The organism is Sorangiineae bacterium MSr12523, assembly GCA_037157775.1.
GTDB lineage: Bacteria > Myxococcota_A > Polyangia > Polyangiales > Polyangiaceae > Pendulispora > Pendulispora brunnea.
This window is the reverse complement of record CP089982.1, coordinates 11839118-11865857: the sequence shown is the minus strand read 5'-3', so window position 1 is coordinate 11865857 and position 26740 is coordinate 11839118. Positions and strand designations below refer to the sequence as shown.

The following is a 26740-nucleotide window of genomic DNA, read 5'->3' as shown; positions in this document are numbered from 1 at the left end:
CTATCTCCCTTGCGTAGGTCCAGAATGTGATTCGAGCAGCCGCACGAGCTCTTCGGCGCGCCGGGTGGCGCTGTGTTCGTCGAGCACGCGTTCGCGGGCGCGGCGGGCAATGCGGGCGAGTTCCTCGGCCGGTACGCACATGGCCCGCACTGCATCGTCGGTGGTGCGCGCCAGAAGGATCTCCGCGTCGGGCCGGAAGAATTGCTCGAGCCCTTCCCAGGCATCGCTCAAGAGAGGCACCCCGCAAGCCGCGGCCTCGAACAGGCGCCCCGATGGGCAATATCCCATTTTGGCCATGGGCTCACGGGTGACGTTGAGGGTGAGGCGCGAGGAACCGAAAAAGGCCGGATGGTCGCCCGGCGAAACATGGGAAACCGTTCGCACATTGCCAGGCCACGTCAGCTCCTCGGGGTAGAGTGAGCCGGCCAGCAAGAACGAATGCAAAGGCATCGCACGTGCAGTCGCGGCGAAGAGCTGCTCCACCGCCGGTTGCCGATCGCGCGCGTACGTGCCCAAATACGATAAATCGGCCCGGTAAGCATCGACCGGCTCGCAGGGCCGATGCACCTCGGGATCCACGCTCCCATAAAGGGCGGCCACGGCGCGGGCCCGCAGGCGCTCTTTCAAAATGGACAGCGCCCGCCCTCCGGTGAAGCTCAACACGAGATCGAAATCCGACAATTGCTCGGCCGGCAAATAGCTCACCGCCTTGCCTTGCTCCAGGGCATCCAAGGTGACGGGCGTGTCCATATCGTAAAAGACGCACACCGGGATGGACGCGGCGAGCATGCGCTCGGTGGCCGCGCGCGCATCGGCGCAATACGACGTTACGATCGCGGCATCGGCGCCTTCCAGGCTTCGGCGCACCGTCGGAAGGACCTCCGCCCAATCGCGATAAAGATGCAAGGTGCACCCATCGGGATCCGGCCTGTCGCGGTTTTGCGCATAATAGGGAACATCCCGCTCGAAAAAGGTCACCGTGTGCCCCATGCGCGACAGGGCGCGACAGAGGCCTCGCCAAAGCGTGGCGTGCCCGTTTCCCCACGAGGAACTGATGCTCAATCCGAAGATCGTGATGTTCACGCGGCCACCGCCATTTCCTCGCGAAGGAACTCCGCAACGTCCTCGTTCAGGCGTACGTGTGCCAGTCGATCGCGCCGGCGCGGGCTCAATCGCTCGTAGGAATATCGAACTTTCCGCCGTGTTTGCTCGCGTCCGAAATAGCGACGATAGCCGGGGCTGTTGAGCGAAAAAAAGGAGAGCACGTCGGCATCGTTCATGAGGCTGAGCTCCTCCGTAGCGCCATCCGGCGATTCGTGGCGTGCGATCAAATGCGCCACGCGGGCGCGTATCGGGCTCGAGATGCCGCACGACGCGAGCACCGCGTCGGCCATGCGCGCTCCTTCCTGGGCATGCGCATCCTTGAAGGCTTGGTAATTCGGTGCGAGCTGCTCGATGCGCGCATCCGCCTCACTCACCAGCCGCTCCACATCGTGAAAGAGAATCGCGAGCTGCGCTTCCACACTCGCCTCCGGATCGAGGCGGAGCATCCATGCCCGCGCATCGAGGGCATGCTCGTAGTCCGCGCGCACCAGCGGCTTGTTCAAATCGTGCAATGCGCGATGGGCGCGGAGTACGTCGCGCCAACCCGGATGTCGCGCCTCCGGCCACGCGAGGCAACGCTGGTAACGCGTGACCACCTGCGTTGCGGTGTCGTGCTCCATCGGATCGGTGGCGATGCACAAGGGAAGGCCTGCTTCGATGGCCGCAAGCACGGCATCGTCGAACGAATACGGATCCCAGGGTTCGCGGTGCCAGACCGCGGCGTACACGATGGCGGCCGCGCGCTCGCTGTCCGGCGTGCTTTGCACGTTCAATCTGGGAAACTCACGACGAAGGCGCGCCGCATTCTGCCGCGCGCCTTCGCCGGCGAGCCACACTTCGGACAGGTTTACCTCGCTGTGGCGCATTTGGCCCGCGTCGCTCATTGGCAGAGCGCCTGCGCCGTGCACGGTGCCAGCTCGTCGAAAGATTCCGCGGGCATGTCGCACTTGGCCGCGGCGATGGCCGTTACGCAGGCGTTGACCCGGTCGGCCGGAATGCCACGCGAACATTTTTCGGCGGGAAGAAGGTAATTGGCTTGGGTTCGCCGCTCCCTCTCGCACGTCTTCCGGCCCGTGTACCGTTTGCCGCCGCCCATCGTTTGGCAGCGCTCCTCGCGGTCGCATCGTGCCGCGGTGATGCGTTCGTGCGCATCCGTATTCACCTTCCCATAATCGTCGGGCGAAACGCCCTCCTGCAGGTGCGACGTGGCGACCGAGGCCCCGGTCGTTTGCGCCGTGCCGATTTTGCCTTCGTCCCGTCGATTGTAGACAGCGAAGATGCCCACCGAGGCAACGATGGCCAACGTCGCGATCACCCCGACGACCGTACGAAGGGGAGGGTTTTTTCGGTCTTGTTGCGGTTCCACGCCCTCGAGGAGAGCACCGCGCGTGCCATGAACGCGGCCGCGGTCGCTCTTCGATGACTCCACGAATGCTCGAGGCATTTGCCTTGCACCCGTGGCTCCGCCATGGCTCGAGACCGAAATGGCTCGGCACGCCCCAAGGTGTGGAGAGCTCTCGGACTGGGCTTGATCACGGGTGCGGCCGACGACGATCCCTCCGCCATTGGCACCTATGCCAGCGCCGGCGCGAAATTGGGTCCTTCGTTCTTGTGGACCGCGCCCGTGACATTTCCCATGATGTTCGCGGTCGTTTACCTGTCGTCCAAACTGGGCCAGGTCACCGGAAAAGGGCTGTTCGCGGTCATTCGCGACCATTATCCGCGTTGGCTCTTGCATGCAGCCCTGGTGGGCGTGCTCATTGGCAATACCATCGAAGCGGGCGCGGACATCGGCGGGATGGTCGCATCCATCGAGCTGCTCGTTCCCCTGCCGAAAAACCTCATCGTCGTGGTGGTGACGGCCACCATTCTCGCGCTTCAGTTTTGGGGCTCCTACCGCATCATTCGCAATGTGTTTCGCTGGCTCGCGCTGACATTGCTTGCCTACGTCGGGGCCGCCATTTGGGCCAAACCCAATGTTGGGGAAATCGTCCGCGGCACCCTCGTGCCCCAGATTCGCTTCGACCGCGAGTTCCTGTCCCTCTTGGTGGCCGTGATTGGAACCACGCTTTCTGCCTACTTGTACACGTGGCAATCCAACGAGGAGGTCGAGGAGAAACGCGTCAATGGCGAAATCCACGAGGGACGGAATCACGTATCCAGGGCCCAGCTCACCCAAACCAAGTGGGATATCGTCTTCGGGATGCTGTTTTCGAATCTCATCATGTATTTCATCATCCTCGCCACGGGCTCGACCCTTCACAAAGCGGGGACGACGGAGATTCGAACGGCGGCCGACGCCGCGCAGGCGTTGCGTCCGCTGGCGGGAAACGCAGCCGGCTTGTTGTTCTCACTCGGTGTCATCGGCGTGGGATTTCTTGCCGTCCCCGTCATGACCACCGGGGCGGCCTATGACCTGTGCCAGGCCTTCGGTTGGAAGCATGGGTTGGGCTTGAAGCCGTGCGAGGGCAAACTCTTTTATGGCACCATCGTGGTGGTGACCCTGGTGGCCATGGGCATGAATTTCCTGGGCATCCACCCCATTCGCGCCTTGGTATGGTCGGGCATCGTCCAGGGGTTTTCGACACCACCGCTGATGTTGCTCATCTTGTTGATGACCAACAACGAAGCCATCATGGGAAAACGGGTCAACAGCACGGCCTTGAACGTGCTCGGCTGGGTCACCTTCGTGGCCATTGCCTCGGCCACCATCGGCCTGGTCGTCACCTGGATTCTATAAAAGCGCGTCCAGGGTGATGGGCAAATCGCGGATGCGCCGTCCGGTGGCGTGGTACACCGCATTGGCAATCGCGGCGCCCGTTCCGGTAATTCCTATTTCGCCGATCCCTTTGGCGCCGACTTCGTTCACGTAAGGATCGACCTCGTCCACCGTGATGACCTCGATGTGCGGCACATCCGCGTTCACCGGTACATGGTAATCGGCCAAATCCCTCGTGGTGACCCTCCCGCTGCGGTCGTCGCGCCACGTGTGCTCGTGCAAGGCCAGTCCGATGCCCCAGACGATGCCGCCTTGGAGTTGGCTTTCGGCCGTTTTCGCATTGAGGATTTTGCCTGCGCCGAATGCCCCCACGAACCGAGTGACCCGTACGAGCCCGAGATCCTCGTCCACCTTCACCTCGGCGAATTGGGCCCCGAACGCGTGCGTCGCATACCGTTTGCGGTCCTCCTTTTCCTGATTGTCGACACGTGCCTCGATTTCCAGTTTTCCGCTGCGCTTCACGATGTCGCCGAAGCCGTCTTTGCGCGCCCGATTGCCTTTGACGAAAAGCGAGCCCTCCTCGGCGTCGATGGCGGCGACCGGCCGCCCATAAAGTGGCGATTGGGGATCCGCCACCGCCATTTCGGCGAGCTTCGTTCGCACCGCGAGACCGGCCATCTTCACCGCCGAGCCCACGCTGGCGGCCGTTTGCGAGCCACCCGATACCGGCGTTTCCGGAAACAGGGTATCGCCCAGCTCGAAGCGCACGCGTGCAAGGGGCAAAGCCAGCGCATCGGCGGCAATCTGCGTCATGATGGTGTACGTCCCCGTGCCAATGTCCTGCGAGCCGGCCTGCACCAGGGCGCTGCCATCCGCGCGAATGCGCGCCACCGCGGAGGCTGGGCGCTGCGTCGCCGGGTAGGTGGCCGTGGCCATGCCCCAGCCGATCCGCCACCGCCCATCGCGCATGGATCGCGGATCGGGGGTGCGTCGCGACCAGCCGAATTTCTCGGCCCCACGGCGATAGCACTCGCGCAGCGACTTGCTCGACCATGGCTTGCCCGTGTCGGGATCGGTCTCTGCGTAGTTCTTGAGCCGCAGCGCAATGGGATCCATCTTCAGCGCATACGCAAGCTCGTCCATCGCCGATTCCAGCGCGAAGGTGCCCGTGGACAGGCCGGGGGCCCGGGTGAAGGTCGGCGTGGGAATGTCGAGCCGCACCAGCCGGTGCGTCGTGCTCACGTTGGGGCAGGCGTAGAGCATGCGCGTCTGCAGGGCCGAGGGCTCGACGAACTCGTCGAAACGCGAGGTCGTCGAGCGCACGTCGTGCGAGATCGCCGTGAGCTTCCCTTCGCCATCGGCCCCGAGCGCCACCGCTTGCAGGGTGTGCGGGCGATGCCCGACCAGAGTGAACATCTGCGGACGCGTGACCACGAGCTTCACCGGGCGTCCAACGACCTTCGCCCCCATGGCGGCGAGCGCGACGTAGGACCACGGCGAGCCCTTGCAACCGAATCCGCCGCCGACGTAGTGCGAAACGATGCGCACGTTTTCCTTGGGGATCCCAAAGAGCGTGGCCACTTTGTTCCGCACGCCGAAAATGCCCTGCGTCGTATCGTAAATCGTGACGCGGTCCTCGCCCTGCCACACGGCGATGGATGCGTGCGGCTCCATGGGGTTGTGATGCTCGGTGGGCGTGGAATACGTCTGCCGCACCGTCACCTTGGCCGCGGCGAGGCCCGCGTTCACGTCCCCGCGGTGCGAATCGGTCGTGCCGTGCGGTCCGGCGTTGGGGGGCGCATACGCGCGCGGCGCCTCCGCGTTCATGTCGATAGAAAACGGTTCCGTCTCGTAGCGCGCCACCACGAGCGATGCGCCGTATTGCGCATGCTCCAAGGTGTCGGCGACCACCAAGGCGATGGGGTGCTCGTTGTAGAGAATGCGATCGTCCTGAAAGAGCTGCAGGTAGCGGTCCTGCGGTGTCGTCTTCTCGCGAATGCCGGGCAGCTTCGGCGCGCGCAGGTGCGAAAGCACCGCCAGCACGCCGGGTGCGCGTTCCGCCTCCTTCGTCTCCAGCGACGCGATGCGACCGCGGGCCACCGTGCTGGTGGCGATGGCCGCGTGAACCACCCCGGGCACCTGCGCCTCCGCGGCGTAATCGGCCTTGCCGGTCACCTTGAGCCGGGCATCGACCCGGTCGATGCCTTTGCCCACCATCCATTGCGTCATGCGATGCCTCCCGCGCGCGAGAGCGCCCGCACGAGCACCCGCTGCGCCAGCGCCACCTTGAACTCGTTGCCCGAGTGCGGGCGGGCCTCGCGAAGCGCCACCTCCGCCGCCCGCTCGAACAGGGCGCGCGTGGCGGGCTCGCCCCGCATCACGTACTCGGCTTCCTTGCTGCGCCACGGCTTGGTGGCAATGCCGCCGAACGCCACGCGCGCATCGCGCACCACGGTTCCTTCGAGGTGCAGCGCGGCCGCGGCCGAGGCCAGGGCAAACGCATACGAGGCGCGATCGCGCGCCTTCACATAGGCCGAGCGGCGCGCGAACGGCGACGGCGGCAGGGTGATCCCCACGACGATGTCTCCTCGCGCGAGCACGCTTTCCACCTCGGGGTGCGTGCCGGGCACGAGGTGAAAGTCGGCCACCGGCACGAGCCGCGCCCCGGTGGGCCCGCGCACGTGCACCACCGCATCGAGCGCGACCAGCGCCACGCACATGTCCGAGGGATGCACCGCGATGCAGTGCTCGCTGCCGCCGAGCACCGCGTGCATGCGCACGTACCCGCCCATGGCCGCGCACCCCGAGCCGGGCGTGCGCTTGTTGCACGCGGTCACGCCGACATCGCGAAAATACGCGCAGCGCGTGCGTTGCAGCAGGTTTCCTCCGACCGAGGCCATGTTGCGCAGCTGCGGGGAGGCGCCCGCGAGCAGCGCCTCCGACAAAACGGGGTAGTGCCGCTGCACGTCCGGATGCCACGCGAGATCGCTGTTCTTCACCAGCGCGCCCACGTAGAGACCGCCCTCGGGCGTGCGCTCGATCTTGTCCCACCCCAGCGCGTTCAAATCGACCAGCCGCGCCGGCTTCTCCACCCCAAGACGCAACAGGTCCACGACCCCCGTGCCGCCCGCGATGAACTCCGAGCCTGCTTCGGCCCCCGCATCGAGGGCGGCGGCTTCGTCGGCCGGCCGCACATAGCCGAACGGATTCACGACGCCGCTCCCTTGCGACGCGCCAGCTGAACGGCCGACACGATGTTCGAATACGCCCCGCACCGGCAAATGTTGCCGCTCATTTCCTCGCGCACCTCGTCGTCGGTCTTCGCGTGCCCTTCGTGGACGAGGCCGATCGCACTCAGGATCTGCCCCGGTGTGCAGTAGCCGCATTGAAGCCCATCGCAGGTGACGAAGGCCGCCTGCATCGGATGCAGCTCCTCGCCGCGCGCCAGGCCCTCGATGGTGGTGACCTTTGCGCCCTGCACCATCACCGCGAGCGTGAGGCACGCGTGCACGCGGCGATCGTCGACGAGCACGGTGCACGCACCGCACTGGCCGTGGTCGCACCCTTTCTTCGTGCCCGTCAGCCCGAGCCGCTCGCGCAGCGCATCCAGCAGTGACACGCGTGGATCGAGCCGCAGCGTATGCGCGTCGCCGTTCACGTGGAGCACGACGTCGAGTTCGCGCGCGGCCTCGGCTGCCGACGTTGCCGTCTGCCCGACGGACACGGCGCCTGCATCGCCCGCCGTGTTGCGGCCGCAGGCTTGCGCCAGCACGAGCGCACAGCCACCGACCAACCCTGAAACGACGAGCTCGCGCCGTGATAGTTCGCCCGCGGGATGTGATCTATCGCCACGCCGTAGCCAAACGGGATGCGACGGCTCCAACGCTTGGCAAAAGCTCGGATCTTTCGGGCTCACACCCTCGACGTCTCGTTTTTTCACACCGCACATCGCTGGCATCCCTTCGGACGCCAAGCCATTGCGAGCGCGATGCCGCGCCTATCGCGACTAGCTCGCGGCTAAGTGCCGGCGGTCTCTTGCATGAGCGCCCACAGTTTCTTCACGTGGGAAAGCTCCGTGGCCTCCGAGCCCACCGACACGCGCACGATGCGTCGCCCCGCGACCACCGTCGACGTGAGGTACGCCTTGCCGCCTTCGTTGATGCGGTCGGCCCAGGCGAGGTTGTGCGCATTGATCGCCTCCTCGTCGCGTAGACCCCGCGGCACGTGCCGCACGCACACCGTTTGAAACGGAACGGGCGCGACCACTTCCCAGCCTTCGGTCTTTCGCACCTCGGCCTCGAGCCATTTCGCGTTGGCCAGATCGCGCCGGATGCGCGCCACGAGCCCGCTCGTGCCCTGCTCGCGCAAGAGGCACCAGAGCTTCAATGCCCGGAAACGCCGCCCGAGCGAAATGCCCCAATCGCGGAAGTTGGTCACCTTGTCGTCTGCCGCGGTGCGCAGGTAGTGCGGCTGCGTGGACATGACCCGCGTGAGGTACGACGCATCGCGCACGTAGTACGCGCTCAGGTGCATCCCGGTCCCGAGCCACTTGTGCGGATCGACGGCAATGGAGTCCACCTCCTCGATGCCGGTCCAGTGCTCGCGGCACTCCGGTGCAATCATCGCGATGCCCGCCATGGCCGCATCGACGTGGAGCCACGCCCCGTACTCGCGCGCCAGCTTCGCGATGGGGACCAGCGGATCCGAGGCGGTCGTCGCCGTCGTGCCCACCGTTGCCACGATGGCACACGGCTTCTTGCCCGCGCGCACGTCTTCCTCGAGCCGCGCCCGCAGCGCATCGACCCGCATGGCGTACTGCCCATCGGTCTCGATGGTCCGAAATTGCTCCTGCCCGATGCCCGCGAGCAACACCGCCTTCTCCACCGAACTATGCGCCTGCTCCGACGTGTACACCGTCAATGGTGCGGCGATGCTCTGCAGACCTCCGCTGAGGCGTGCATCGTCGGTGGCCCGCTCCCGCGCACAGAGCATGGCGACGAACGTCGCATTGGACGACGTGTCCTGGATGCAGCCGCGAAAGCTCTCGCTCAAGCCGAGCATCTGCCGGAGCCAATCCATCACGGCTTCTTCCAGCTCGGTGCCCGCGGGGCTGGTCTGCCAGCTCATGCACTGCACACCCAGGCCGGATGCGAGCAAGTCGCCCAGCACGGCGGAGAGACTCGTGTTGCTGGGGAAGTACGCGAAGAAGCTCGGGTGGTTCCAATGCGTGATGCCCGGCACCACGATGCGCTCGAAGTCGGCCAGGATGCGCTCGAAAGGCTCGGGCTCCTCCGGCGCAGACGCAGGCAGCTTGGCCCGCACGGCGCCCGGCGCCTCGTGCGACATGACCCGCCGCGGTTCGACGGTCTCTCGGTACTCCGCGATCCAATCGATGATCTTGTATCCCAGGGCGCGAAATTCGTCGGGCGTCATGGCCATTACTTTAGCGTGCCCGCCCAGGTCGCTCCAGATGATTTGGTACCAAACTACATGCCGCTGCTCTCGCCCGTGCGCAAAAGCCACACCAGGCCCACGAGGCTTGCCACGATGACCGCGAACGCCGTGATGACCACGAGGGCATACCCCGGCGTCAGGTGCGTCGTTTTTTTCTTGGGCAGCGGCGTCGGCTCGCTCATTTTCTCGACGCTGGCGATGGGCGCCGAGCTGCGCTCGTCCTCGGGGCGCAGGCTCGAGGATGTGGGGATCTCCGACATCGGAGCATCGCTCTTGTTGCCCTCGCGCAGGGGCGGCGGCGGTACGTCCGCCGGCACGAGCTTCTCGTCCGGCGCCGCTTCGAGATCGGCCAAGGCTTCCGCGACCGGCTCTTGAAGTGCCAGCACCGTGGTGCCGACGCGCATCATCGAGTGCGCCTTCCACACCACATCGCGCTCGCGGTCGAGGGGCGCTTCGCCCAGCACGACGCCGTTCTTCGAGCCGAGATCGCGCACCAAGACGACCGAACCCCGCCGCACGAGCTGCACGTGCTGCCGCGACGAATCGCGCTCATCGAGCGGCAGATCGCACGACTCTCCGCGGCCCACGATGTAGATGCGCCCCTCCTCCTCGAGGTGCAGAAAGATCCCGGACGAGCGTCCCTCGACGACGGTGACCTTGGGCACGGTGTCGTCCCCCAGGTTGCGCATCGCCTGCGAGACGAGGCGCAGCGCCAGATCGCGCGTGGCCAGCGACAAATCGCGGGTGGCGGGGCGCTGGTCGATCCTCAGCTCGAGCCAGACGCGCCCCACGCGCACCAAGTCGCCCGATTGGATGACCCGCGGCACCTGGGGCAAAAGCCGCACGCCCCCGACGAAGGTGCCGTTGAGGCTCCCCTCGTCGATCAACGTGTGCACGCCCGCGTCGATGCGCAGGCTGGCGTGGCGATGGCTCACGCTGACGTCGGGCAGGCGGACATCGCACCCCGTGCCGCGACCGATGACGATGCGTGGACCGTCGAAGGTCAGCGAAGCATCGGCAGCGTCGCTAGAGGCGCCGGGTTCCGAGGAGGAGCGAACGACGATGGTGAGCGGCATGAATGCCCGTCAGGATGTCGACCTCGCCGCACCCGAAGTTACCTTCTTTTCGACCCACGCAATCACGTCCTCGGAAACGTCTCGCCCTTGGTGGGCGCTGAGCTCCTGAATGCCGGTGGGGGATGTGACGTTCACCTCGGTGAGTTTGCCGCCAATGAAGTCGAGGCCCACGAAATAGAGGCCGTCGGCGCGCAGACGTGGTGCGATATCATCGACCACGGCACGTTCCTGTGCGGTCACCTCGCACGGTTCCACGCGCCCGCCCACGTGAATGTTCGAGCGCAAGTCATCCGCACGCGGCACGCGGTTGATGCCGCCCAGCACCTGCCCATCGAGCAAAAGCACCCGTTTGTCGCCCTGGCGCACGGAGGGCAAATACTCCTGCACCATGGCCGCGACCGTTTCTTCGCGGGTGAGGGTCTCGATGATCGAACGCGCGTTCTGGTCCTTGCGCGAGAGAAAGAGCACCCCCGCGCCACCGGCGCCATAAAGCGGCTTGATCACGGCGTTGCCGCCCACTTCGTCGGTGAAATCCAGGATCCGCTCGCGGTCGGAGGCCACCAGCGTTTTTGGCATGTGACGCGAAAAGTGCAGTGGGTACAGCTTTTCGTTCGCATCCCGCAGACCGCGCGGGTCGTTCACGACGAGCGTCTGCCCGCGTGCCCGTTCGAGGAGCAATGTGGCATACAGGTACTCGGAATCGAACGGCGGATCTTTGCGGATGAAGACGGCGTCGGTGTCGGCAAAGCGCACGTCGCTCACCGCGCCGTACTCGAAAAAGGGCGCCCGGTCTTGCACGCGCAGCTCGCGCGCGCGGGTCCATGCGTCGCCGTCCTTCGCAAAGAGATCCCGCAGCTCCGCATGGAGTAGTTGGTGGCCGCGTTTCAATGCCGCGCGCTGCAACGCAAAGCTAGTATCCTTGTCCGGCAGCACCTTCTGCATCGGATCCATCACGAACACGAATCGCATGAACGCCTCTTTTCGTACTTTGCTGGGACGCAGCCTACCACGCCGAATTCCGCGCCTCCCCATCGTCTTCGTGGCGGTCGTTTCGGTGTTGGTGCTCGCATTTCCGGCCTCCCAAAGCCGCGCCGCGTTCCCGCAGGCCGCCGAAGGCGCCTCGGTGGCCGTGGCCACTGAAAATGCCGACGCAACGCATGCCGCGTTGGAAACACTGCGCAATGGGGGAAATGCCATCGATGGCGCCATCACGGCGGCGCTCACGCTCGGGGTCGTCAATCCAGTGTCCAGCGGCATCGGGGGCGGAGGCTTCGCGCTCGTCTATTTGAAGAAGGATCGCAAGGTCGTCGCCCTGGACTTCCGCGAGACGGCCCCACAGAAAATCGACGTGGAAAAGCTGCTGGCGCAAAACGGCGCCAATGCCCAGGCCGCTCAGCGCGGGCACACCGTGGGCGTTCCCGGTGAGCCTGCCGGCCTCGAGCTGCTCAACCTGCGCTACGGCAAACGGTCCCTCGCGGCCGATGCCCAGCCCGCTGCCGATCTGGCGACGCGCGGCTTCTCGCTGGGCCGGCACATGGCCGATTCGCTGGCGCGCATGCGCGAGTACATCGTTCAATCGCCGGATCTGGCGCGCGCGTTCTTCCCGGGCGACAACCCGCTCGGCTACCGCGCCGTCGTGCGCCGGCCCGAGTTGGGGCGCACGCTGACCCGGTTCGGCGGCGAAGGCTCGCGTCCGTTCTACACCGGCGACATCGCGAAGAAGATCGTGCAGGCCGCCCGCTCCGCAGGAGGCACGCTCGACGAGAGCGATCTCACGGCGTACCGCGTTCGCGAGCGCGCGCCGCTCACGCGCACCTTCGGGGCGCGCACCATCTACACCATGCCGGCGCCGTCGGCGGGTGGGCTCATGTTGCTCGAGGCGGCGAGCATCCTCGGTGCGGACTCGACGAGCATGCTCGCGAAGCTGGGCTTCGGCTCGAGCGAGTACCTGCACTTCATGGCCGAGGTCATGCGCGGGGCCGTGGCCGATCGCGCGCGCATCGCGGGCGATCCGGACTTGGAGCCGACGGTGAACGAGTCGTACGAGCGCGCCTTGGCCACGGACCGCATGGCGGCGCGGCAAAAGAAGCTCGATCCGTACAAGACGCACGTGGCGCCGGAGTTCAAGTCGACGGAGCAGGGGACCACGCACATCGTCGTGGCCGACGTCGACGGCAACGTGGTCTCGCTCACCACGACGGTGAACGGTCCCTTCGGTGCGCGCCTGGTGGCGGGCGATACCGGCATTCTGCTCAACGACGAGCTGACCGACTTTTCCTCGCCGAGCGACGTTGCGGGCTTCGGGGTCATCGGCCTCGGCCCGAACCGGCCGCGCCCCGGTGCACGCCCGGTCTCGAGCATGACGCCGACCATCGTTCTGGAAAATGGCGCGCCCATTCTGGCCGCCGGCGGCTCGGGCGGGCTTCGCATCGCGGGCAACGTGATGCAGGCGACGCTCGCGCGCCTCGTCTATCAAATGGATCCGGGTGCCTGCGTGAGTGCACCGCGCATCTTCGTGCACGGGGCGACGCCCGAGGTGCTCGTCGAGCCGGACGTCCCCGAAGACGTGCGCGCCGGCATGCGCGCCCGCGGGGAGACGGTGCGTGAGTCGGCATCGTCGGCGAACGCGGTGCAGATGGTGGCCTGGGACCGACGCGGCCCGCAACCGCGGCTTCTGGCCACGGCCGATCCACGCAAACACGGGTTTGCCCTCGCCCAATGAAGAGCACCAGCAAGCAACAGGGCAAGGCGGATCTGCTTCCGGCCGAGGCCAAGGTGATGGAGAAGCTCGGCGATCTGCCGCTGGACTTCCGCGCCATGGCGGCCATCTCGAACTTATTCCGCGCCTCCATGGCGGTGCGGCGCCGGCTCGAGGGCAACGTGCTCGCGGAAGACCGGCTCTCGTGGACGTCGTTTTCGTCGTTGTGGGTGCTCTGGGTGTGGGGCGAAATGGAGGTGCGCGAGCTCGCCACGCACGTGTGCATCAGCCGCCCCACCGCGACGGGCGTCGTGGCCACGCTCAAGCGTCGCGGTTTTGCGAAGAGCCGCCCGGGCCCGCACGACGGCCGCACCGTCTTCGTCGACCTGACGCCCAAGGGCCGCAAGGTCATCGAGCGGGTCTTCCCGAAGTTCAACGCCGAGGAGGCCGCGGTGGCGAGCAGCCTCGGTGCCGCCGATCAAGATCGCCTCGCGGGCTTGCTTCGCGTTTTGCTTCGCGGCGTGGATCAGAAGAACGGCAAATAAAGCTCCGCGGCCTGGTCGCATTCGGCGCGCTTCAACGCGGTGAAGGCGCGCACGAAGTCGGGACCGAGCTCGGCGCCCAGCCACGTGTCGGCCTCCAGTGCATCGAGCGCAGCCCCGAGCGACTCCGGCACCGTGCGATCGCTCGCGGAGGTCGGCACGAGCTCGCGCTCGACACCGAAGCGTGCGGCATGGAGCAGCGCCGCTCCGACCAGGTACGGATTGGCCGCGCCGTCGGGTGTGCGGTGCTCGATGCGTGCGCCCGCACCGCGCTCCGGCGGAATGCGCACCGCCGCGGTGCGATCGTCGTAGCCCCAATTGGCCCAATAGCCGTTCATCTGGTGGGGACGAAGCCGCCGGTACGCGTTCACGTTGGGCGCAAACACCGCCGCGAGCGCCTCGTGGTGCGCGAGCAGCCCGCCGGTAGCGTGGTGCACCTTCGCCGAAAGGCCATCCTTTGCGCGCGGATCGTCGAGCGCATTCTCCCCGCTGGCCGTGCGGAAGCTCAGATTGACATGCATCCCCGTGCCTGCCCGCTCGCTGAACGGCTTCCCGAGAAACGTCGCACGGTACCCGCGGCGAAGGGCCACCTCGCGCACCAGGAGGCGAAGCAAGAACGCATCGTCCGCCGCCGCGAGCGCATCGCGGTGCCCGAGGTTCAACTCGAACTGCGCATCATCGAACTCGCTGGCAAATCCCTCCAGGGGAAAGCCCGAGCCTGCGGCCGCTGCCGCCATGTCGTCGAGCACCCCGTCGGGATCCACCCCCGGCCCGGTTCCGTACACGTGCGGCGCCGGTGCCACGAGCGGCCCGTAACCTCCGCGCCCATCCGGGGCGAGCAGGTAAAACTCCAACTCGAACGCGAGCTGCGGGTACAGCCCCGCATCGATCCACGGCGCACACGCACGCCGCAGCATCTGACGCGGGCACACCGCGAGCGGCGCGCCATCGCGCGTGAGATCCGACATGCCGACGACCGTGTCCTTTTCCCAACCCGGCCGCACCGACGATGGGTCGATGCGCGCCTGCAGATCGGGCAGCCCCACGTCGTGTGCGAACCCGGCGACGGGGAGGATCGTCTTGTCGAGCGTCGTCACGAACGTGGTGACGGCGAAGTTCGTGTGCCCTGCCTCGGCGCGCCGCCCGTAAAGGTATTTCCCGCGCTCGACCCCGAGCAGGTCGGCCCAGAGAAGCCGCAACCGCGGACGCGGATCAATCGCGGCGCGGTGCACGGATCCCTCGAAATTCCCAATCGCCGCCGAGCGCCGTGGAGCGAACCTCCTCCGACTCCGATGGCTGCGCGCCCACGTCACTGCGCACGGGCACCTCGCCCGAGATAATGCGGTTCGTCAGCACGCCGAGCCCCTCCACCTGAATCGAGACCACGTCCCCCGGCTCCACCGGCCGGGAGTTCGCGGGGGTACCGGAAAGTATGACGTCGCCTTCCACCAAGGTGATCGTACGCGCGATGTCGGCCACCAGGTAGTGCATGTCCCAAATCATTTCGTCGGTGGTGGCGTCTTGGCGCACTTGGCCGTTGACCAAGGTGCGGATCCGCTTGCCGCGAAAGTCCCACCCGGTGACGAGCCCCGGCCCCAACGGGCAAAGCGTGTCGGCGCCTTTCACGCGCAGCATGCTGCCTGCGTCGGTATCGCGAAAATCGTGAAGGCCGTAGTCGCACGCAATGGTGTAGCCCGCGATGCTCGCCGCCGCGTCCGAGGGCGCGATGTTCTTCGTGGTGCGCCCGATGACGATGGCAATCTCGCCTTCGTAATTCAAATAGCGGCACGGTGGAGGCCTCACCACCTCGCCGCCATGCGCATTCAGTGCGCTCACCGGCTTGTGAAAATACGTGGGCGTGGACCCGAGCTTGGCGCCGAATTCGGCCCGACGGCTCTCGTAGTTGAGATGCACGCACACGATCTTGGTCGGCGTGCACGGAGGCAGATGCTGCACCGCATCGGCACGAAACCGACGTCCATCCGCCGCCACGAGCTCCCCGAGTTCGCCGGAGGCATTAACCGTGAGCGTCTCACCGTCGACGAGAATGCGCCGCGTTTCCATGGTCGGGGCCTCCAATTGATTTGGTACCGAATCAGTTTATACTGCCAGCCATGGCCACGCTTCAAGGATTCTTGCCGCCGTCCTCCCCCGAAGGTCGCGCTGCCGTGGTTCGGCCGCCGCCGTGGCATTATTCGGGCGAGCTGCTCACGGTCGAGTATCGAACGGATCCGGAACGCGTGGCGGCATTACTGCCCGATGGTATCGAGTTGGCGCCGGAAGATCCCGGCGCGGTCGCCCTCATCTGGGCCGACTGGCAGTCCTGCTCCGATTCGTTCGAAGAGCTACTCGATCCAGTGCGTGCGCAATACAAGGAGTGCTTCGCGGTCGTGCGCTGCGTCTTTCGCGGGCAGCTGTATTCGCGCTGCGTGTACATCTGGGTCGATTCGGACTTTGCGCTCGCCCGCGGCTGGCACCAGGGTTACCCGAAGAAGCTCGGCGCCATCCACGTGACCCGGCCGGTCACGGTTGGACGCGCCGGGCCGCGTTTGCAGCCGGGCGGCCGGTTTGGTGCGACCCTTTCGGCGGGCGGTCGCCGTCTTGCGGAGGCGCGGTTCACCATCACGGGGCCTTCCTCGAGTACCGGCTTCGTCAATGCGCTGCCCATGCTGCACACGCGTGCATGGCCCTCGATTGAACAGGGCGCACCCGCATCGATGCACGAGTTGGTCACCATGAAGGGACGCGATGTGGAGCTGGGCCCTGCATGGACCGGCACCGTCGAGTTGGACCTGTTGGCCTCTCCGACCGAGGAGCTCGCTGCCCTCGCACCGCGCGAGATGATCGCCGGCTACCACCGCAGCGTTGGCGTAACGTTCGAGGGCGGAACATGCATCACGCGCATCAAATGAATCGAGGCACGATGAACGTCGAAGGCGTCGAGGTATCCACCGAGCACTGGATCGGCGGCGAGCGGATCGCATCCGACCAGGTCTTCGACGATGCATCGCCCATCGACGGCGCGATCATCGCGCACGTCGCACGCGGCGGCCGTCGCGAAATCGACCGTGCCGTCGCCGCCGCCAAGGCAGGCTTTCACGCGTGGGGTCGAACGCCGCCCCAAGAGCGGGCGCGCGTGCTGCACGCCATCGGCGCGGGCATCGAACGTCGCCTCCCGGAGCTTGCCGCCGTCGAGACGCGCGACGCCGGGCCGCTCTTGCGCTCGATGCAGCGCAGCGTCGTGCCCCGCGCGGCGCACAATTTCCATCACTTCGCCGACCACCTCGCCGCCCTCGAGGTGCCCGACTTCGAGACGCGCGGCCATCGCAACCACGTGCGCTGGGAGCCCTCCGGCGTGGTGGCGCTCATCACCCCGTGGAATGCGCCGCTCATGCTGGCCACGTGGAAGATCGCCCCCGCGCTGGCATCCGGCGCGGCCGTCGTCCTCAAGCCCGCCGAGTGGTCGCCGCTCACCGCCTCGCTCCTCGCCGACATCACGCACGAGGCCGGCCTTCCACCGGGCGTCTTCAACGTCGTGCAGGGCCTCGGCGAAGAGGCCGGCGCCGCCCTGGTGCGCCATCCCGACGTCGATCGCATCTCGTTTACCGGCTCGACACAGACCGCACGCGCCATCGCCGCCGCGGCCGCGCGCAACCTGACGCCCCTCTCGTTCGAGCTCGGTGGAAAGTCACCCTTTCTCGTCTTCGACGATGCGGATCTCGATCGGGCGGTCACCCACGCCGTCGGCCAATACGATCACGCCGGCCAGGTCTGCCTCGCCGCCACCCGCCTGCTCGTGCACCGCCGCGTCTACGACGCGTTTCTCACGCGCTTCCTCGAGCGCGCCCGCGCCCTTCGCCAAGGCGATCCGCGCGATCCCGCCACGGACATCGGCCCGCAAATCGCGCGCGAGCACGTCGCACGCATCGACCGCTTCGTGCAGACCGCCATCGGGCGCGGCGCACGCGTCGCACTCGGCGGAGGCCCCAACGAGGAACTCGGTGGTCTGTATTACCGCCCCACGCTCTTCGTCGACGTCCCCGGCGGCGCCGAGATCCTCCAGGAAGAAGTCTTCGGCCCCGTCCTCACCTTGCAGGCTTTCGACGACGAGGATGAAGCCATCGCCCTCGCCAATGGCACCCGCTACGGCCTGGCCGCGGCCATCTTCACGCAGAGCCGGGCCCGCGCCGAGCGCGTCTCCGAGCGCATCGTCGCCGGCACCATCTGGGTCAATTGCTTCTTCGTGCGCGACCTTCGCGCCCCCTTCGGCGGCGCCCGCCAATCGGGCGTCGGACGCGAAGGCGGCAACTGGAGCTTCGACTTTTACGCCGACGTGAAGAACGTCTGCACCGCACCGTGGGCGAACGGCGAAGGAGGAGCCTGACGTGGGCGAAATCGTAGGCGCCGCCATCGTATCGCACGCACCGGGCATCATGCTGCCGGAGCCCGTACGCCGCGCCCTCAACGGCGGAGAAGACTCTTCTCTCGTTGGAGGCCTGCGCCGGCTTCGCACGGAGGTGCTCGACCGCCTCGAGGCCGACACCATCGTCGTCTTCGACACGCATTGGATCGTCACCTTCGAGCACATTCTCACGGCGCACGCGCGTCGCCATGGCCTGTTCACCTCGCACGAGCTTCCGCGCGGCATGAAGGCCATTCCCTATGACATGCCGGGCGATCCCGAGCTGGCCTTCGCCGTCGAGCGTCTCGCCAAAGGGCGCGACGATACATGGGCCCTGGCGTGCGACGATCCGCTCCTGCCCATCTTTTATGGAACGGTGAACCTCTGGACGTACCTCGCCGGTGGCGAACGCTGGATCTCCGTGGGCGTCAATCAGACCGCGACGCCGGACGACTTTCTCCTGCTCGGAAAGCTCATTGGCCAGGCCATCGCCGGCCTCGATCGGCGGGTCGTTCTTCTTGCGTCGGGTGGCTTCAGCCATCGCATGGTGCCCTTCAAAGAGTTGCGCCAGTGCGAGTCTTCGGATCCCGCGAACATCTCGAGCCCCGAGGCCCGCGCCGCCGACGAGCGCGTGCTCGCGTGGCTTCGCACGGGGGAGCATCGCAAGGTCATCGATTTCATGCCCGACTACCTGCGGCACGCTCCCGAGGGGCACTTTGGCCATTACCTCATGATGTCCGGCGCCGTCGGCGGTGCCGAATGCCGCGCGCCCGGCGTTCCGTATTCCCTTTACGAGAACTCGGTCGGCACGGGCCAGGCGCACGTCTGGTTCGAACGCCCCGCCGGCGGGTGGACGACTACCGCGGTGTAGCCGCGAGCGTCATGTAAATCTCGAACCAGCGCAGGTAATTGCGAAATGCAGGCAAGCCTTGCTTGGCCATTTCGGTCATGGCCCGATCGAGTCGCTTGGGAACATCGGACTTGCCCGGAATGCCCGCAAAGGTGTGCAGCTCCGCGGCCAGCCACAGCGTGTCGAGTTGATCGGTATCGACGGCACCTTTGGCGAGATCGTGAAGGTGATCGGCGTGCTGCAGGGCCTTCCCGAGCGCGGCCGCGGCTTGTGCGCGATCGCGGCGCTCGAATGCGTTGTCGGCGAGTTGGGCCTCGACGAGCATGAGCGCGCGCACTTCTTCTCCGCGGTCGTCCGTCTTCGTCTCCTTCTCGAGAAGCTTGCGCCGCGTCTCGAGCGCTCGCCCCGCATCGGCAAGCCGCCCCAGTCCTTGCGAGGCACGCGCGCGCAGACCGGCCGCGATCAAGCGATACGATCGGACCACCTGTTCATTCTCTGCGTGCGCCCACGTCAATGTCTCGGTGAACTTCCCATTGTCGATGGCGCGATCGACATGGGCCAAATCGTCGAGCGCGCGTTGTGGCTTGTTGGCCCCGAGCGCCGCCGCCGAGCGCGCGAGGCGCACGACGAAGCGATTGTGCTCCGCGGAAGGTCCGCGATCCGCATCGACGAGCGGCATCTCCGCATCGTAGAGGGCGAGCGCCCGCTCGAATTGGTCGGCCGCCAAGTTGTAGAGCGCCGCGCGGTCGAGGGCGAGCACGCGGTACGGCTCGAGCCTCGGCTGGCGGTCGAGCATCGCCAGCGCCTCCTCGGCCGCAGTCGCCGCATCTTTCTCGCGCCCGATATGGAGGAGGGCCCGCGCCTTGGCGCTGCGCACCGCAAACCCCTCCGAATTGTCCGCGTAAGGAAGCTTGTCGCGGTCCTTGAGGTAGCCGAGGGCAATCCGATAATTGCCGACCTGCGTGTGCAAGAGCCCGAGCTGGCCCAGAGCCATCGCGCGGTAGCGGAGATTGTTGCCCACGAGCTCGAGGGCGACCAGATAATGCGTGCCCGCCCGCTCGGCCGCACCAGGCTCGCCGGTGCGGAGGTAGCGTTCGTGAAGCACCGATCCATACAAGGATTGGGCGAGGCATTGATTCTTCAAGTCGTCCCACGAGCGCATCAAGGCGGCGATGGCCTGCTCCACGGCCTGCTCGTGCGCCTCGCCTTCGAGCTTCGGAAGCTGGCGCGCGAGCAAGTACGCGGCCACGAAATTCGCGATGGCTTCCGAGTCCTCGTCATCCTTGATGGCCACGTAGTCCGCTTGGATGGCCGCGGGCTTGTCCCCCGCGCGAAGGCGCAGATCGATCGCTCCGACCACCGCCTCGAAGGCGCCCGTTCGTTTGGCGACCGCCTCGAAGTCGGCGCGCGCTTCGTCCAATCGCCCTGCGGCGCGGCGGCGGAAGGCGCGCCCCACCATCACTTGCATGTACAATCGTTCCGCGCGGCGCCGCTCGATGGTGCCCGGCTTGACGTCGTCGATGTACTCCTGCGCGAGCCCTTCGACGATGGGATCGGCGCCGAGTTCGATCGCGCGCTGAACGGCGTCGAGCACGATGGCGCGGTGCCGTTCGACCTTGGTCTGCTTTTCGTAGAATTCGAGCAGCTCTTTTCGAACCGGGGCGTTGTGGTCGGGACGGATCTTGAGCACAACGCGCGCGAGATCGATGGCGAACCCGAGCTCCGAATCGCCGGGGGTCGCGGCACGTTCACGGGCGAGCCTCGCGTCGGCCTCGGCGAAGGGGAGCCCGCGCACCATCGCCCGCACGGCGGCACGCGCGTAGCGAAGCTGGTCGTCGACCGCGAGCTTCTCCCGCGTCGCCAGCCGGCGGCACGCCGCAACGAGCGCCTCCCGATCGTCGAGCTCGCGATAAAGCTCGTCGGCGCGCTCGTAATAGGCCTCGAGCACCGCGCGCGCCGTTCGCTCGGTGAGAGGCGTGGCCTCGAGCTCCGTGCGCGCCAACGACTTGTCGCCGATGGTATCGGCAATTTCGCTCCGCACGATCCGTGACATGGCCGCCGCGGCGCGGCTTTCGTTCGTCACCACGGGCAGCTTGTTCATGCGCGCGCGCGACTGCTCGTCGAAGTCGCGGAACATCCGCCCCCGTTCGCGCTCGCGCAGCGCTTTGCGGTGCTCGATGAGCACCAGCAGCGATTGGGAGAGCGCATCGCTTTCGGTATCGTCCATCGCATCGATGCGCTTTGCATAGAACTCCGCCGCGTCGAACTCCTCGAGCGTCAGATGGAGCCGTACGAGGCGCAGCATGATGAACCGCCGCCCATCGACCGTCTTCGCACGCGCCAGCCGATGGTGGTACAGGAGCTGAAGCTTCGCGCGCGAGCTCGCAAGGTCGATTTCGAGGCCCAATCGTTCCGAGGTCCAATTGGCGGGCACCTCTCCATCGAGCGGCAATTCGTACAGGTCCAGGTTCTTTCCGCGCGAGCACGTCATGATCAGGCGGTCGCGGGTCGGCGCCGGGTACTGGCAATTCCACGCTTCATCGGTGATTTGGACCGCCGGTCCCGCCGTCAAGGCGCCGCGGCCATCCGGGCCGAAGGAAAGGGGGACCCGAAAAAGCACACCGTTGTCGTCGGCGTCGACCACGCCATCGTGGTTCGAATCGGCGAAGAACTGGACGAAATACAGTGCGCGCCCATCTTTGGAAAAGACCGGCTGACCGGTGAGGCCAGGAACGTCGATCTGGATGGCCACCGGTGTGCCCGGAGCGTCGATGCGAACGGCTTCGAGCCGCCGCCCCGCATGCGCCCGAAATGCCGGGCCGACCCGCTCGCTCGCACGTTCGAGGGGCACGTAGACGAGCCATCGCCCATCGGGCGACACCGTGGGGTTCGCCAAGTTGCTCCCGAGGAACCGGTGCGGGGCAAGATTCCGTTCGACGGTCACCTCGAGGGCACGCAAATCCCCCGCGATGGTTTGGCGAACGATGGCGACGATGCGCTTCGAATCGATCCACTCGGCCAAGAGCACGGCCGCCGATCCACCGAGGCAGCGTCGCTTCTCGCCCGAGGGCAAATCACGCACGCACAATTGCCCGGTCGCGTGCTGGCTGTACGAAAGATAAAGAATCGATTTTCCGTCCGGGCTCACCCGCGGCCAGGTGACCTCCGCGCCTTCGTCGAAGAGAACGTGCGAGCGCCCGCTCTCGATGTTCTCGACATAAATCTCGTTCACGGTATGGCGATTGGAGACGAAGTAGAGGTCTTTCCCATTCGCCGCGAGCTGACCCAGGAATTGATCATCGGTGCCCACCGTGAGCCGCTCCGGACGGCGTATCGCGTTCTTTTCCTCGTCTTGCGCGCGCGCGCCCCCCGCGACCGCCAACGCGACCAACGCCATCGCCACCATGAGCACGTGGCGAAGGTTCAGCATCGCTTGGCCTCCCATTGCTCCGGTCCCACCTGGACCCATCCGCCGCAGACCACACCGCGGAGATGCACCTCGCGCCAGGTGCGCCGCAGTTCCTCCGCCGAAACGGCGGGCCGCTGTTCGTGCATCCAGCGCCAAAGTTGGATCCGCGCCCCGTTCACGCGCTGCACGAGTTCGAGCGCATCCTCGTGGTCGGCGGCGCCAATGCACGCGCTATGCGTATCGACGAGAAGACCGTCGCGCCCCTCCCCAATGCAATGTTGCACCAAGAGCCCATCGACGAGATCGGCGTCCGTCATTTCCGTGGTGTCGACGAACCGAATCGGTTTGATCCCGAGCGCCTCGAATTGTTTCGGCGTCAGCGGGACCGGCCGCGGGGTGATGCTCGCGCGATTGAGCTTGCGTTCCAAGTCCGGAAAAGAGCCCGCGGCCTGTTGTTCGAGCGCGGTTGCGCGATCGACCGTGACGAATTCCGGCGCACCGAAGCAGCCGATGGACGCGAACGCGCAAAACACGAAGGATGCAAAAACGGGGACGCGAATCATGGCTCTTTCTTCGAAGAGAAGATGACGGGTGCAAGGTACCGATCGATGAGCGGCCCCATGGCGATTCCGCGAATGTCGCCCACACTCACGATGCGGGCAAGACCGCCGAAGGTGACGTGGACGCTCGCGAAACCATGATTGAACGTGACGCGCAGGCGATCGGGATACCCGAGGCTGAGCGCACTGCGGATCCGGTTGATCGACGGATCGGCATGGAACGGATCCTGGAGCTCGAGAAGATCGAGAAAGTGCCGTTTGCCAATTTGAAGGATGTCCGCGCGCCCTTCGATGCTGTGCTCTCCGGCGGAAATCTGGAGTGCCGCGCTTCCGGAAAAGGGCTCGCCGCGCGAGGACTTCACGCCATCGGCGCGGACATGCATGTTGAGGGTCGAATTCTCGCCGTTCCAATCGAGCGCGCACAAGCCGGTGATATGCCCTTCACGGATCCCCATTTCGAATTGCCGGAGCGATATGATGTTTTGCTCGACTTGAAGATTGCCCACCAACGGGGCAATCGTGACTTGCGGAAGGGTCAGCCGGCGAATGGAAATGAAACTGCCGCGGCTGAGGAGCGGATGTTGATCCGAAAAGCGGAGTGACGAATAGGGATTGTCCCGATCTTCGCGCAGCAAGCGCAGTCCCTTTTCGCTGACGCGCAGCGCGAGGGTGACCGGGACCTCGCCATCGACGCCTTCCACGATGATGCCGGAACGCGGCATGCGAAGGCTTGCCCCTTCGACTTGCGTGTCGGCGATCACACGAAAGGTCGCGAGGTTCGGGGACTCGACACGAAAGGTGACATGGGTCGTGCCGCTCGCCGCGAGGACGGCCGGCGTGTTGGACATCCGGGCGAGATCTTGCCGCAGGCTACCGCCCAGCTCCAAACGGCGCTGGCTTTCGCTGGGGTCGAACGCGCCCCGAAGGGAGAGCGTGGTCCCGCCGGCGCCGTTCGCGATTTCGAGGTGGGGCACGCGAACGATGCCGTCGCGGCTGCGGCGGGCGGTGAGGTTCAATGTCGCATCGCCGATGGGGTACATCGGCGCGATGTCCTGCTTGAGGGCGCGCACGGACATCCGCGAGGTGAGCTCGAGATCGGGTTCGGTGAGCTGGCCTTCGATGGTCGCGGTGAGCTCATCGTGCAGACCCGCCACGACGAAGTCGCGCCGGCCGCTCGCCACGTGGATCTCGTCGCCCTCGAGTTGGCCTTCGACGATGCGCCGCGCGCCCTGGGTGCGAACCTTGGCGGATAGCGCGATCTCGGGCGCGGAGAATGCGGTGTCTCCGCCGCTCCACGCGATGTGCTTGCCGCGCACATCGAGCGTCCCGTCGAGGGCCGCCGTTTGCAATGGTGTCCGTTCGAGACGGAGCCCGCCGTTGCGGTCCACATCGGAAACCACGCCGGCCAGCGTGCCCCGTGCGGCGAGTGCCAATTCGAGCTTCGAGAGATCGACGCCCCTCAGACCGGCCGCCACGGACGCCAACGGTGCGAGCGGCGACAGGCGTCCGACGTTCGCATGGACGTCGTACGTCACCGCACGCCGCGCACGGTCGAAGCCGAGCGCGGCCTCGAGCTTCGCTTGCGCGCGGCCCTCGGCGGCCAGCCGCAGGTTCAGCGAGGAAGCCTCGCGATCGAGGGTGGCGGCGAGCGACACGTGATCGTCGCTCGGGTTCGCGCCATCGAAGGCCAGCCGCTCGAAACGCAGGTCCGCGTCCAGGGTCGGGTGCATGAGCGTGCCCTTCGAGTCGAGCACGACTTTGGCCGCGTGTGCGGCGATGCGCTCGAACGCGGGTCGTGCGACATCGATTTCGGTGTGCTGCTCGATCGACGGCGCCTCCGAAGCGATCCGCTGCACGCGTCCGTGCGATTGAAGCGCGATGGCCATGCGTTCCCACGGCACCTTCTTCGCGATGTCCGCCGGTAAGAACGGACGCACGGCCTCCAAGTTCGGTGCCTTCGAATCGAGGGAGTAATCCAGCGAATCGCCTGCCTTCGTGGCATCGAGCTGCACGTGAACGTTGCCCAGATCGGCGGCGACGTGTGCGGACCCGCGGCTTGCACTCGGATGGTCGAGATCGGGTGCGGCTCCGTCGATTCGCGCCGCCACGTGCACCGGCACGCGCGCAAGCGGCCGGCCTCCCTGCTCGATCCGCAGCGTCTCGGTGCGCGCGTCGGTCTCGAGGGTGTACGGCGCGTGCCCTGCCAGGGAGGTCTGCGCACGAAAGGCGATCCGCTCGAGGGTCGTCCGCGTTCCCGCCGAGCGCAGCGCGAGTGAGCCGATCTCGCTCGTCACGGCGACATCGCCGCGGCTCGCGAGCGGATCCTCCGGGCTCACGGCGAGCTTCTCGAAGCGCAGGCCGAGGTTCCCGCCGAGCGCGGCCAGCAGCGGCGCACCCGAAGCACCCGACGTCTCGACGTTCCAATCCGCGAAGGTGAGCCCCGCGCGCCCGGTCAATGCGCCGTCCTTGGCCTGCGCGGCCTCGACGTCGAGGGCGACGTCCTTGGCATGGACGCCGCTGCGGCCGGCGGTGACCTTGGTGCGGTCGATCGCGAACGAGGCCTTCACGTGGATGCTCGCATCGGCGGCGGGCACGACCCGTGCGGAGCATTTCGCGAGCCCCACGTCGACATCGGCGCCCGCTTGGGAAATCTTGGCGTCTGCGAGATCGGCGTCGAGGATCACCTCGGCCCCCTCGTTCAAACGCGGCAGCGCATTCGTCGCGAGGCCGTCGACGCGGTAATGAAGCTTCCCGCGCCCGAGGTTCGCGCGCACTCCCAGGAGATCGCTCGGAACGATTTCCAAGAGCCGCACGAAATCGACGTCTCCCTGCGCGTGGCGAATGAACGGCATCCCGCTGTCCGGAAGCTCGATCGCGGCCTCGGCGGTCGCGCCGCCGCCCGCGGCCGACGTGTGCGCGAGCCCGAGGTTCGTCTTTCCCGCGGCGGGATCGAAGCGCGCCGTGGCTTCGGCATGAAGGGCGTGCCCGGCGCCGAGGCCCGAGACGAACGTTTGCGACGGCACCTCGAGGTCGATCACGGCGGAGACCTCGGACGGCGTGAGGTCCGCCGTAAGCCACAGGCGCCCGTGCGCGTCGCCCGACACGACGCCCGCGAGCTGACGCGCCACATCCAATTCGAGCGGCGTCGGTTGGGCGCCCATGTTGGCGCGCAGACGCCATCCGCCCTCGGACTCCGCACGGACATGGAGCTCCACGCCGCGCACCGTGATTCGATCCCGCTCTTTCCCCTGCTCGGTGCGCACGACGACGGAGGAGAAGCCGCTCACGTCGGCGTCCGGCAACAGAGGCAGCAGCGCTTCGAGATCGCGCCCTCGGTGCGAGAGCGGGGTCGCTTTCTTCGGCGGCGCCGCGGGGTCCGGTGGGAAGAGCGCGTCGAACGACGTGTTGCCGTTTTCATCGAGCGCCACCGTCACCGCGACGTCCGACAGTGCAACATGCTCGACGCGGCGCCCGCGCCCCGTGAAGAGCGACGTGGACCAGCCTGCCTCGAGCCGTCCGATGCGCGCGAGCTCGGGGGCGATGCCACGGAGCGCGGGAGGGGAGCGCAGAACCAAGCCCTCGATCGCGATCCCGCTCAGGACTTGGACCCGGGCGGTGTCGTAGTCGATGTCGAGCCCCGCCATCGAATGCACGAGCGTCTGCACGCGCACCTTGACCCAAGGACGATCCAGGCTGTGGACCAGACCAAAAGCGACGGTGGGCACGAGCGCGAGGACCGCCACGAGTGCGATCAACGCGCGTCGTATCCACCGCCATCGTCGCGTGCGAAACCGAGACTCGTATGCGACGGGGACACTTCTGCGCATGCGTATTCCGCTGAGCCACCCCCGGGCCTCATGCGTACTCTACTCGGTTCTTCCTAGCAGGGAATCCGCGGGCGCGAATCAACTTGAACGTCGTTCGCG

The 26740-nt window shown here is 66.6% G+C and carries 20 protein-coding genes; 6 read left to right on the top strand and 14 right to left on the bottom strand.

What is annotated here, in order from left to right; all coding sequences use genetic code 11:
* The 3 genes from LZC95_46765 to LZC95_46755 are packed head-to-tail and all read right to left on the bottom strand — an operon-like array spanning position 1 to position 2548.
* Positions 1 to 1083: a glycosyltransferase gene (locus tag LZC95_46765; GenBank protein WXA93945.1), complete on the bottom strand. Its 1083-nt coding sequence runs from the start codon at positions 1081 to 1083 to the stop codon at positions 1 to 3.
* The gene (locus LZC95_46760; protein ID WXA93944.1) at positions 1080 to 1988 is read right to left on the bottom strand and encodes a DUF4202 family protein; all 909 of its coding nucleotides are present in this window, start codon (positions 1986 to 1988) and stop codon (positions 1080 to 1082) included. Before LZC95_46760 ends, LZC95_46765 begins: the two co-directional genes overlap by 4 nt.
* Entirely contained in the window at positions 1985 to 2548 is a 564-nt protein-coding gene (locus tag LZC95_46755; GenBank protein WXA93943.1) for a DUF6184 family natural product biosynthesis lipoprotein, read from the bottom strand. Before LZC95_46755 ends, LZC95_46760 begins: the two co-directional genes overlap by 4 nt.
* 24 nt (positions 2549 to 2572) lie before the next feature.
* Here LZC95_46755 and LZC95_46750 point away from each other — a divergent pair, with 24 nt between their 5' ends.
* Positions 2573 to 3844 carry a divalent metal cation transporter gene (locus LZC95_46750; GenBank protein WXA93942.1) on the top strand — a complete coding sequence of 424 codons (1272 nt, stop codon included), beginning with the start codon at positions 2573 to 2575 and terminating at the stop codon, positions 3842 to 3844.
* Here LZC95_46750 and LZC95_46745 read toward each other — a convergent pair.
* The 6 genes from LZC95_46745 to gshB all read right to left on the bottom strand — a co-directional run bounded on the left by LZC95_46745 (position 3839) and on the right by gshB (position 11322).
* Positions 3839 to 6052 (bottom strand): xanthine dehydrogenase family protein molybdopterin-binding subunit, encoded by a 2214-nt coding sequence (locus LZC95_46745; protein WXA93941.1) that lies wholly within the window; start codon positions 6050 to 6052, stop codon positions 3839 to 3841. The genes LZC95_46750 and LZC95_46745 overlap by 6 nt on opposite strands.
* Positions 6049 to 7035, bottom strand: a complete 987-nt coding sequence (locus LZC95_46740; protein WXA93940.1) for a xanthine dehydrogenase family protein subunit M — start codon at positions 7033 to 7035, stop codon at positions 6049 to 6051. The genes LZC95_46745 and LZC95_46740 overlap by 4 nt, the downstream gene beginning before the upstream one ends.
* Positions 7032 to 7547 (bottom strand): (2Fe-2S)-binding protein, encoded by a 516-nt coding sequence (locus LZC95_46735; GenBank protein WXB00277.1) that lies wholly within the window; start codon positions 7545 to 7547, stop codon positions 7032 to 7034. The genes LZC95_46740 and LZC95_46735 overlap by 4 nt, the downstream gene beginning before the upstream one ends.
* A 293-nt stretch (positions 7548 to 7840) precedes the next feature.
* Positions 7841 to 9256 carry a pyridoxal-dependent decarboxylase gene (locus tag LZC95_46730; GenBank protein ID WXA93939.1) on the bottom strand — a complete coding sequence of 472 codons (1416 nt, stop codon included), beginning with the start codon at positions 9254 to 9256 and terminating at the stop codon, positions 7841 to 7843.
* A gap of 53 nt (positions 9257 to 9309) precedes the next feature.
* The gene (locus LZC95_46725) at positions 9310 to 10353 is read right to left on the bottom strand and encodes an FHA domain-containing protein (GenBank protein WXA93938.1); all 1044 of its coding nucleotides are present in this window, start codon (positions 10351 to 10353) and stop codon (positions 9310 to 9312) included.
* Between the two features lie 9 nt (positions 10354 to 10362).
* Complete coding sequence (gene gshB / locus LZC95_46720; GenBank protein WXA93937.1) at positions 10363 to 11322, bottom strand: glutathione synthase; 960 nt, start codon at positions 11320 to 11322, stop codon at positions 10363 to 10365.
* Here gshB and ggt point away from each other — a divergent pair.
* Both ggt and LZC95_46710 read left to right on the top strand, forming a co-directional pair.
* Positions 11321 to 13075 (top strand): gamma-glutamyltransferase, encoded by a 1755-nt coding sequence (gene ggt / locus LZC95_46715; protein ID WXA93936.1) that lies wholly within the window; start codon positions 11321 to 11323, stop codon positions 13073 to 13075. The genes gshB and ggt overlap by 2 nt on opposite strands.
* The gene (locus tag LZC95_46710; GenBank protein WXA93935.1) at positions 13072 to 13596 is read left to right on the top strand and encodes a MarR family transcriptional regulator; all 525 of its coding nucleotides are present in this window, start codon (positions 13072 to 13074) and stop codon (positions 13594 to 13596) included. The genes ggt and LZC95_46710 overlap by 4 nt, the downstream gene beginning before the upstream one ends.
* On the opposite strand, the gene LZC95_46705 is transcribed toward LZC95_46710, so the two are convergent.
* Both LZC95_46705 and LZC95_46700 read right to left on the bottom strand, forming a co-directional pair.
* The gene (locus LZC95_46705; GenBank protein ID WXA93934.1) at positions 13578 to 14825 is read right to left on the bottom strand and encodes a glutamine synthetase family protein; all 1248 of its coding nucleotides are present in this window, start codon (positions 14823 to 14825) and stop codon (positions 13578 to 13580) included. The genes LZC95_46710 and LZC95_46705 overlap by 19 nt on opposite strands.
* On the bottom strand, positions 14806 to 15657 hold the full coding sequence (locus tag LZC95_46700) for a fumarylacetoacetate hydrolase family protein (GenBank protein ID WXA93933.1): 852 nt from the start codon (positions 15655 to 15657) through the stop codon (positions 14806 to 14808). Before LZC95_46700 ends, LZC95_46705 begins: the two co-directional genes overlap by 20 nt.
* Positions 15658 to 15707: 50 nt before the next feature.
* Between LZC95_46700 and LZC95_46695 the strand changes: the two genes are divergently transcribed.
* Genes LZC95_46695 through LZC95_46685 form a run of 3 tightly spaced genes read left to right on the top strand, consistent with a single transcriptional unit; the run spans position 15708 to position 18866 of the window.
* Entirely contained in the window at positions 15708 to 16505 is a 798-nt protein-coding gene (locus LZC95_46695; protein ID WXA93932.1) for an acetoacetate decarboxylase family protein, read from the top strand.
* Positions 16502 to 17977, top strand: a complete 1476-nt coding sequence (locus tag LZC95_46690) for an aldehyde dehydrogenase (GenBank protein WXA93931.1) — start codon at positions 16502 to 16504, stop codon at positions 17975 to 17977. Before LZC95_46695 ends, LZC95_46690 begins: the two co-directional genes overlap by 4 nt.
* Before the next feature lies 1 nt (position 17978).
* On the top strand, positions 17979 to 18866 hold the full coding sequence (locus tag LZC95_46685) for a hypothetical protein (protein WXA93930.1): 888 nt from the start codon (positions 17979 to 17981) through the stop codon (positions 18864 to 18866).
* Here the strand turns inward: LZC95_46685 and LZC95_46680 are convergent.
* From LZC95_46680 to LZC95_46670, 3 genes are read right to left on the bottom strand one after another with little or no spacing between them, the layout of a single operon-like run.
* The gene (locus LZC95_46680; GenBank protein WXA93929.1) at positions 18853 to 22275 is read right to left on the bottom strand and encodes a hypothetical protein; all 3423 of its coding nucleotides are present in this window, start codon (positions 22273 to 22275) and stop codon (positions 18853 to 18855) included. The two genes, LZC95_46685 and LZC95_46680, sit on opposite strands and share 14 nt — an antisense overlap.
* Complete coding sequence (locus LZC95_46675; protein ID WXA93928.1) at positions 22269 to 22817, bottom strand: DUF1318 domain-containing protein; 549 nt, start codon at positions 22815 to 22817, stop codon at positions 22269 to 22271. Before LZC95_46675 ends, LZC95_46680 begins: the two co-directional genes overlap by 7 nt.
* Positions 22814 to 26569: a hypothetical protein gene (locus tag LZC95_46670; protein ID WXA93927.1), complete on the bottom strand. Its 3756-nt coding sequence runs from the start codon at positions 26567 to 26569 to the stop codon at positions 22814 to 22816. The genes LZC95_46675 and LZC95_46670 overlap by 4 nt, the downstream gene beginning before the upstream one ends.
* Positions 26570 to 26740 lie beyond the last annotated feature (171 nt).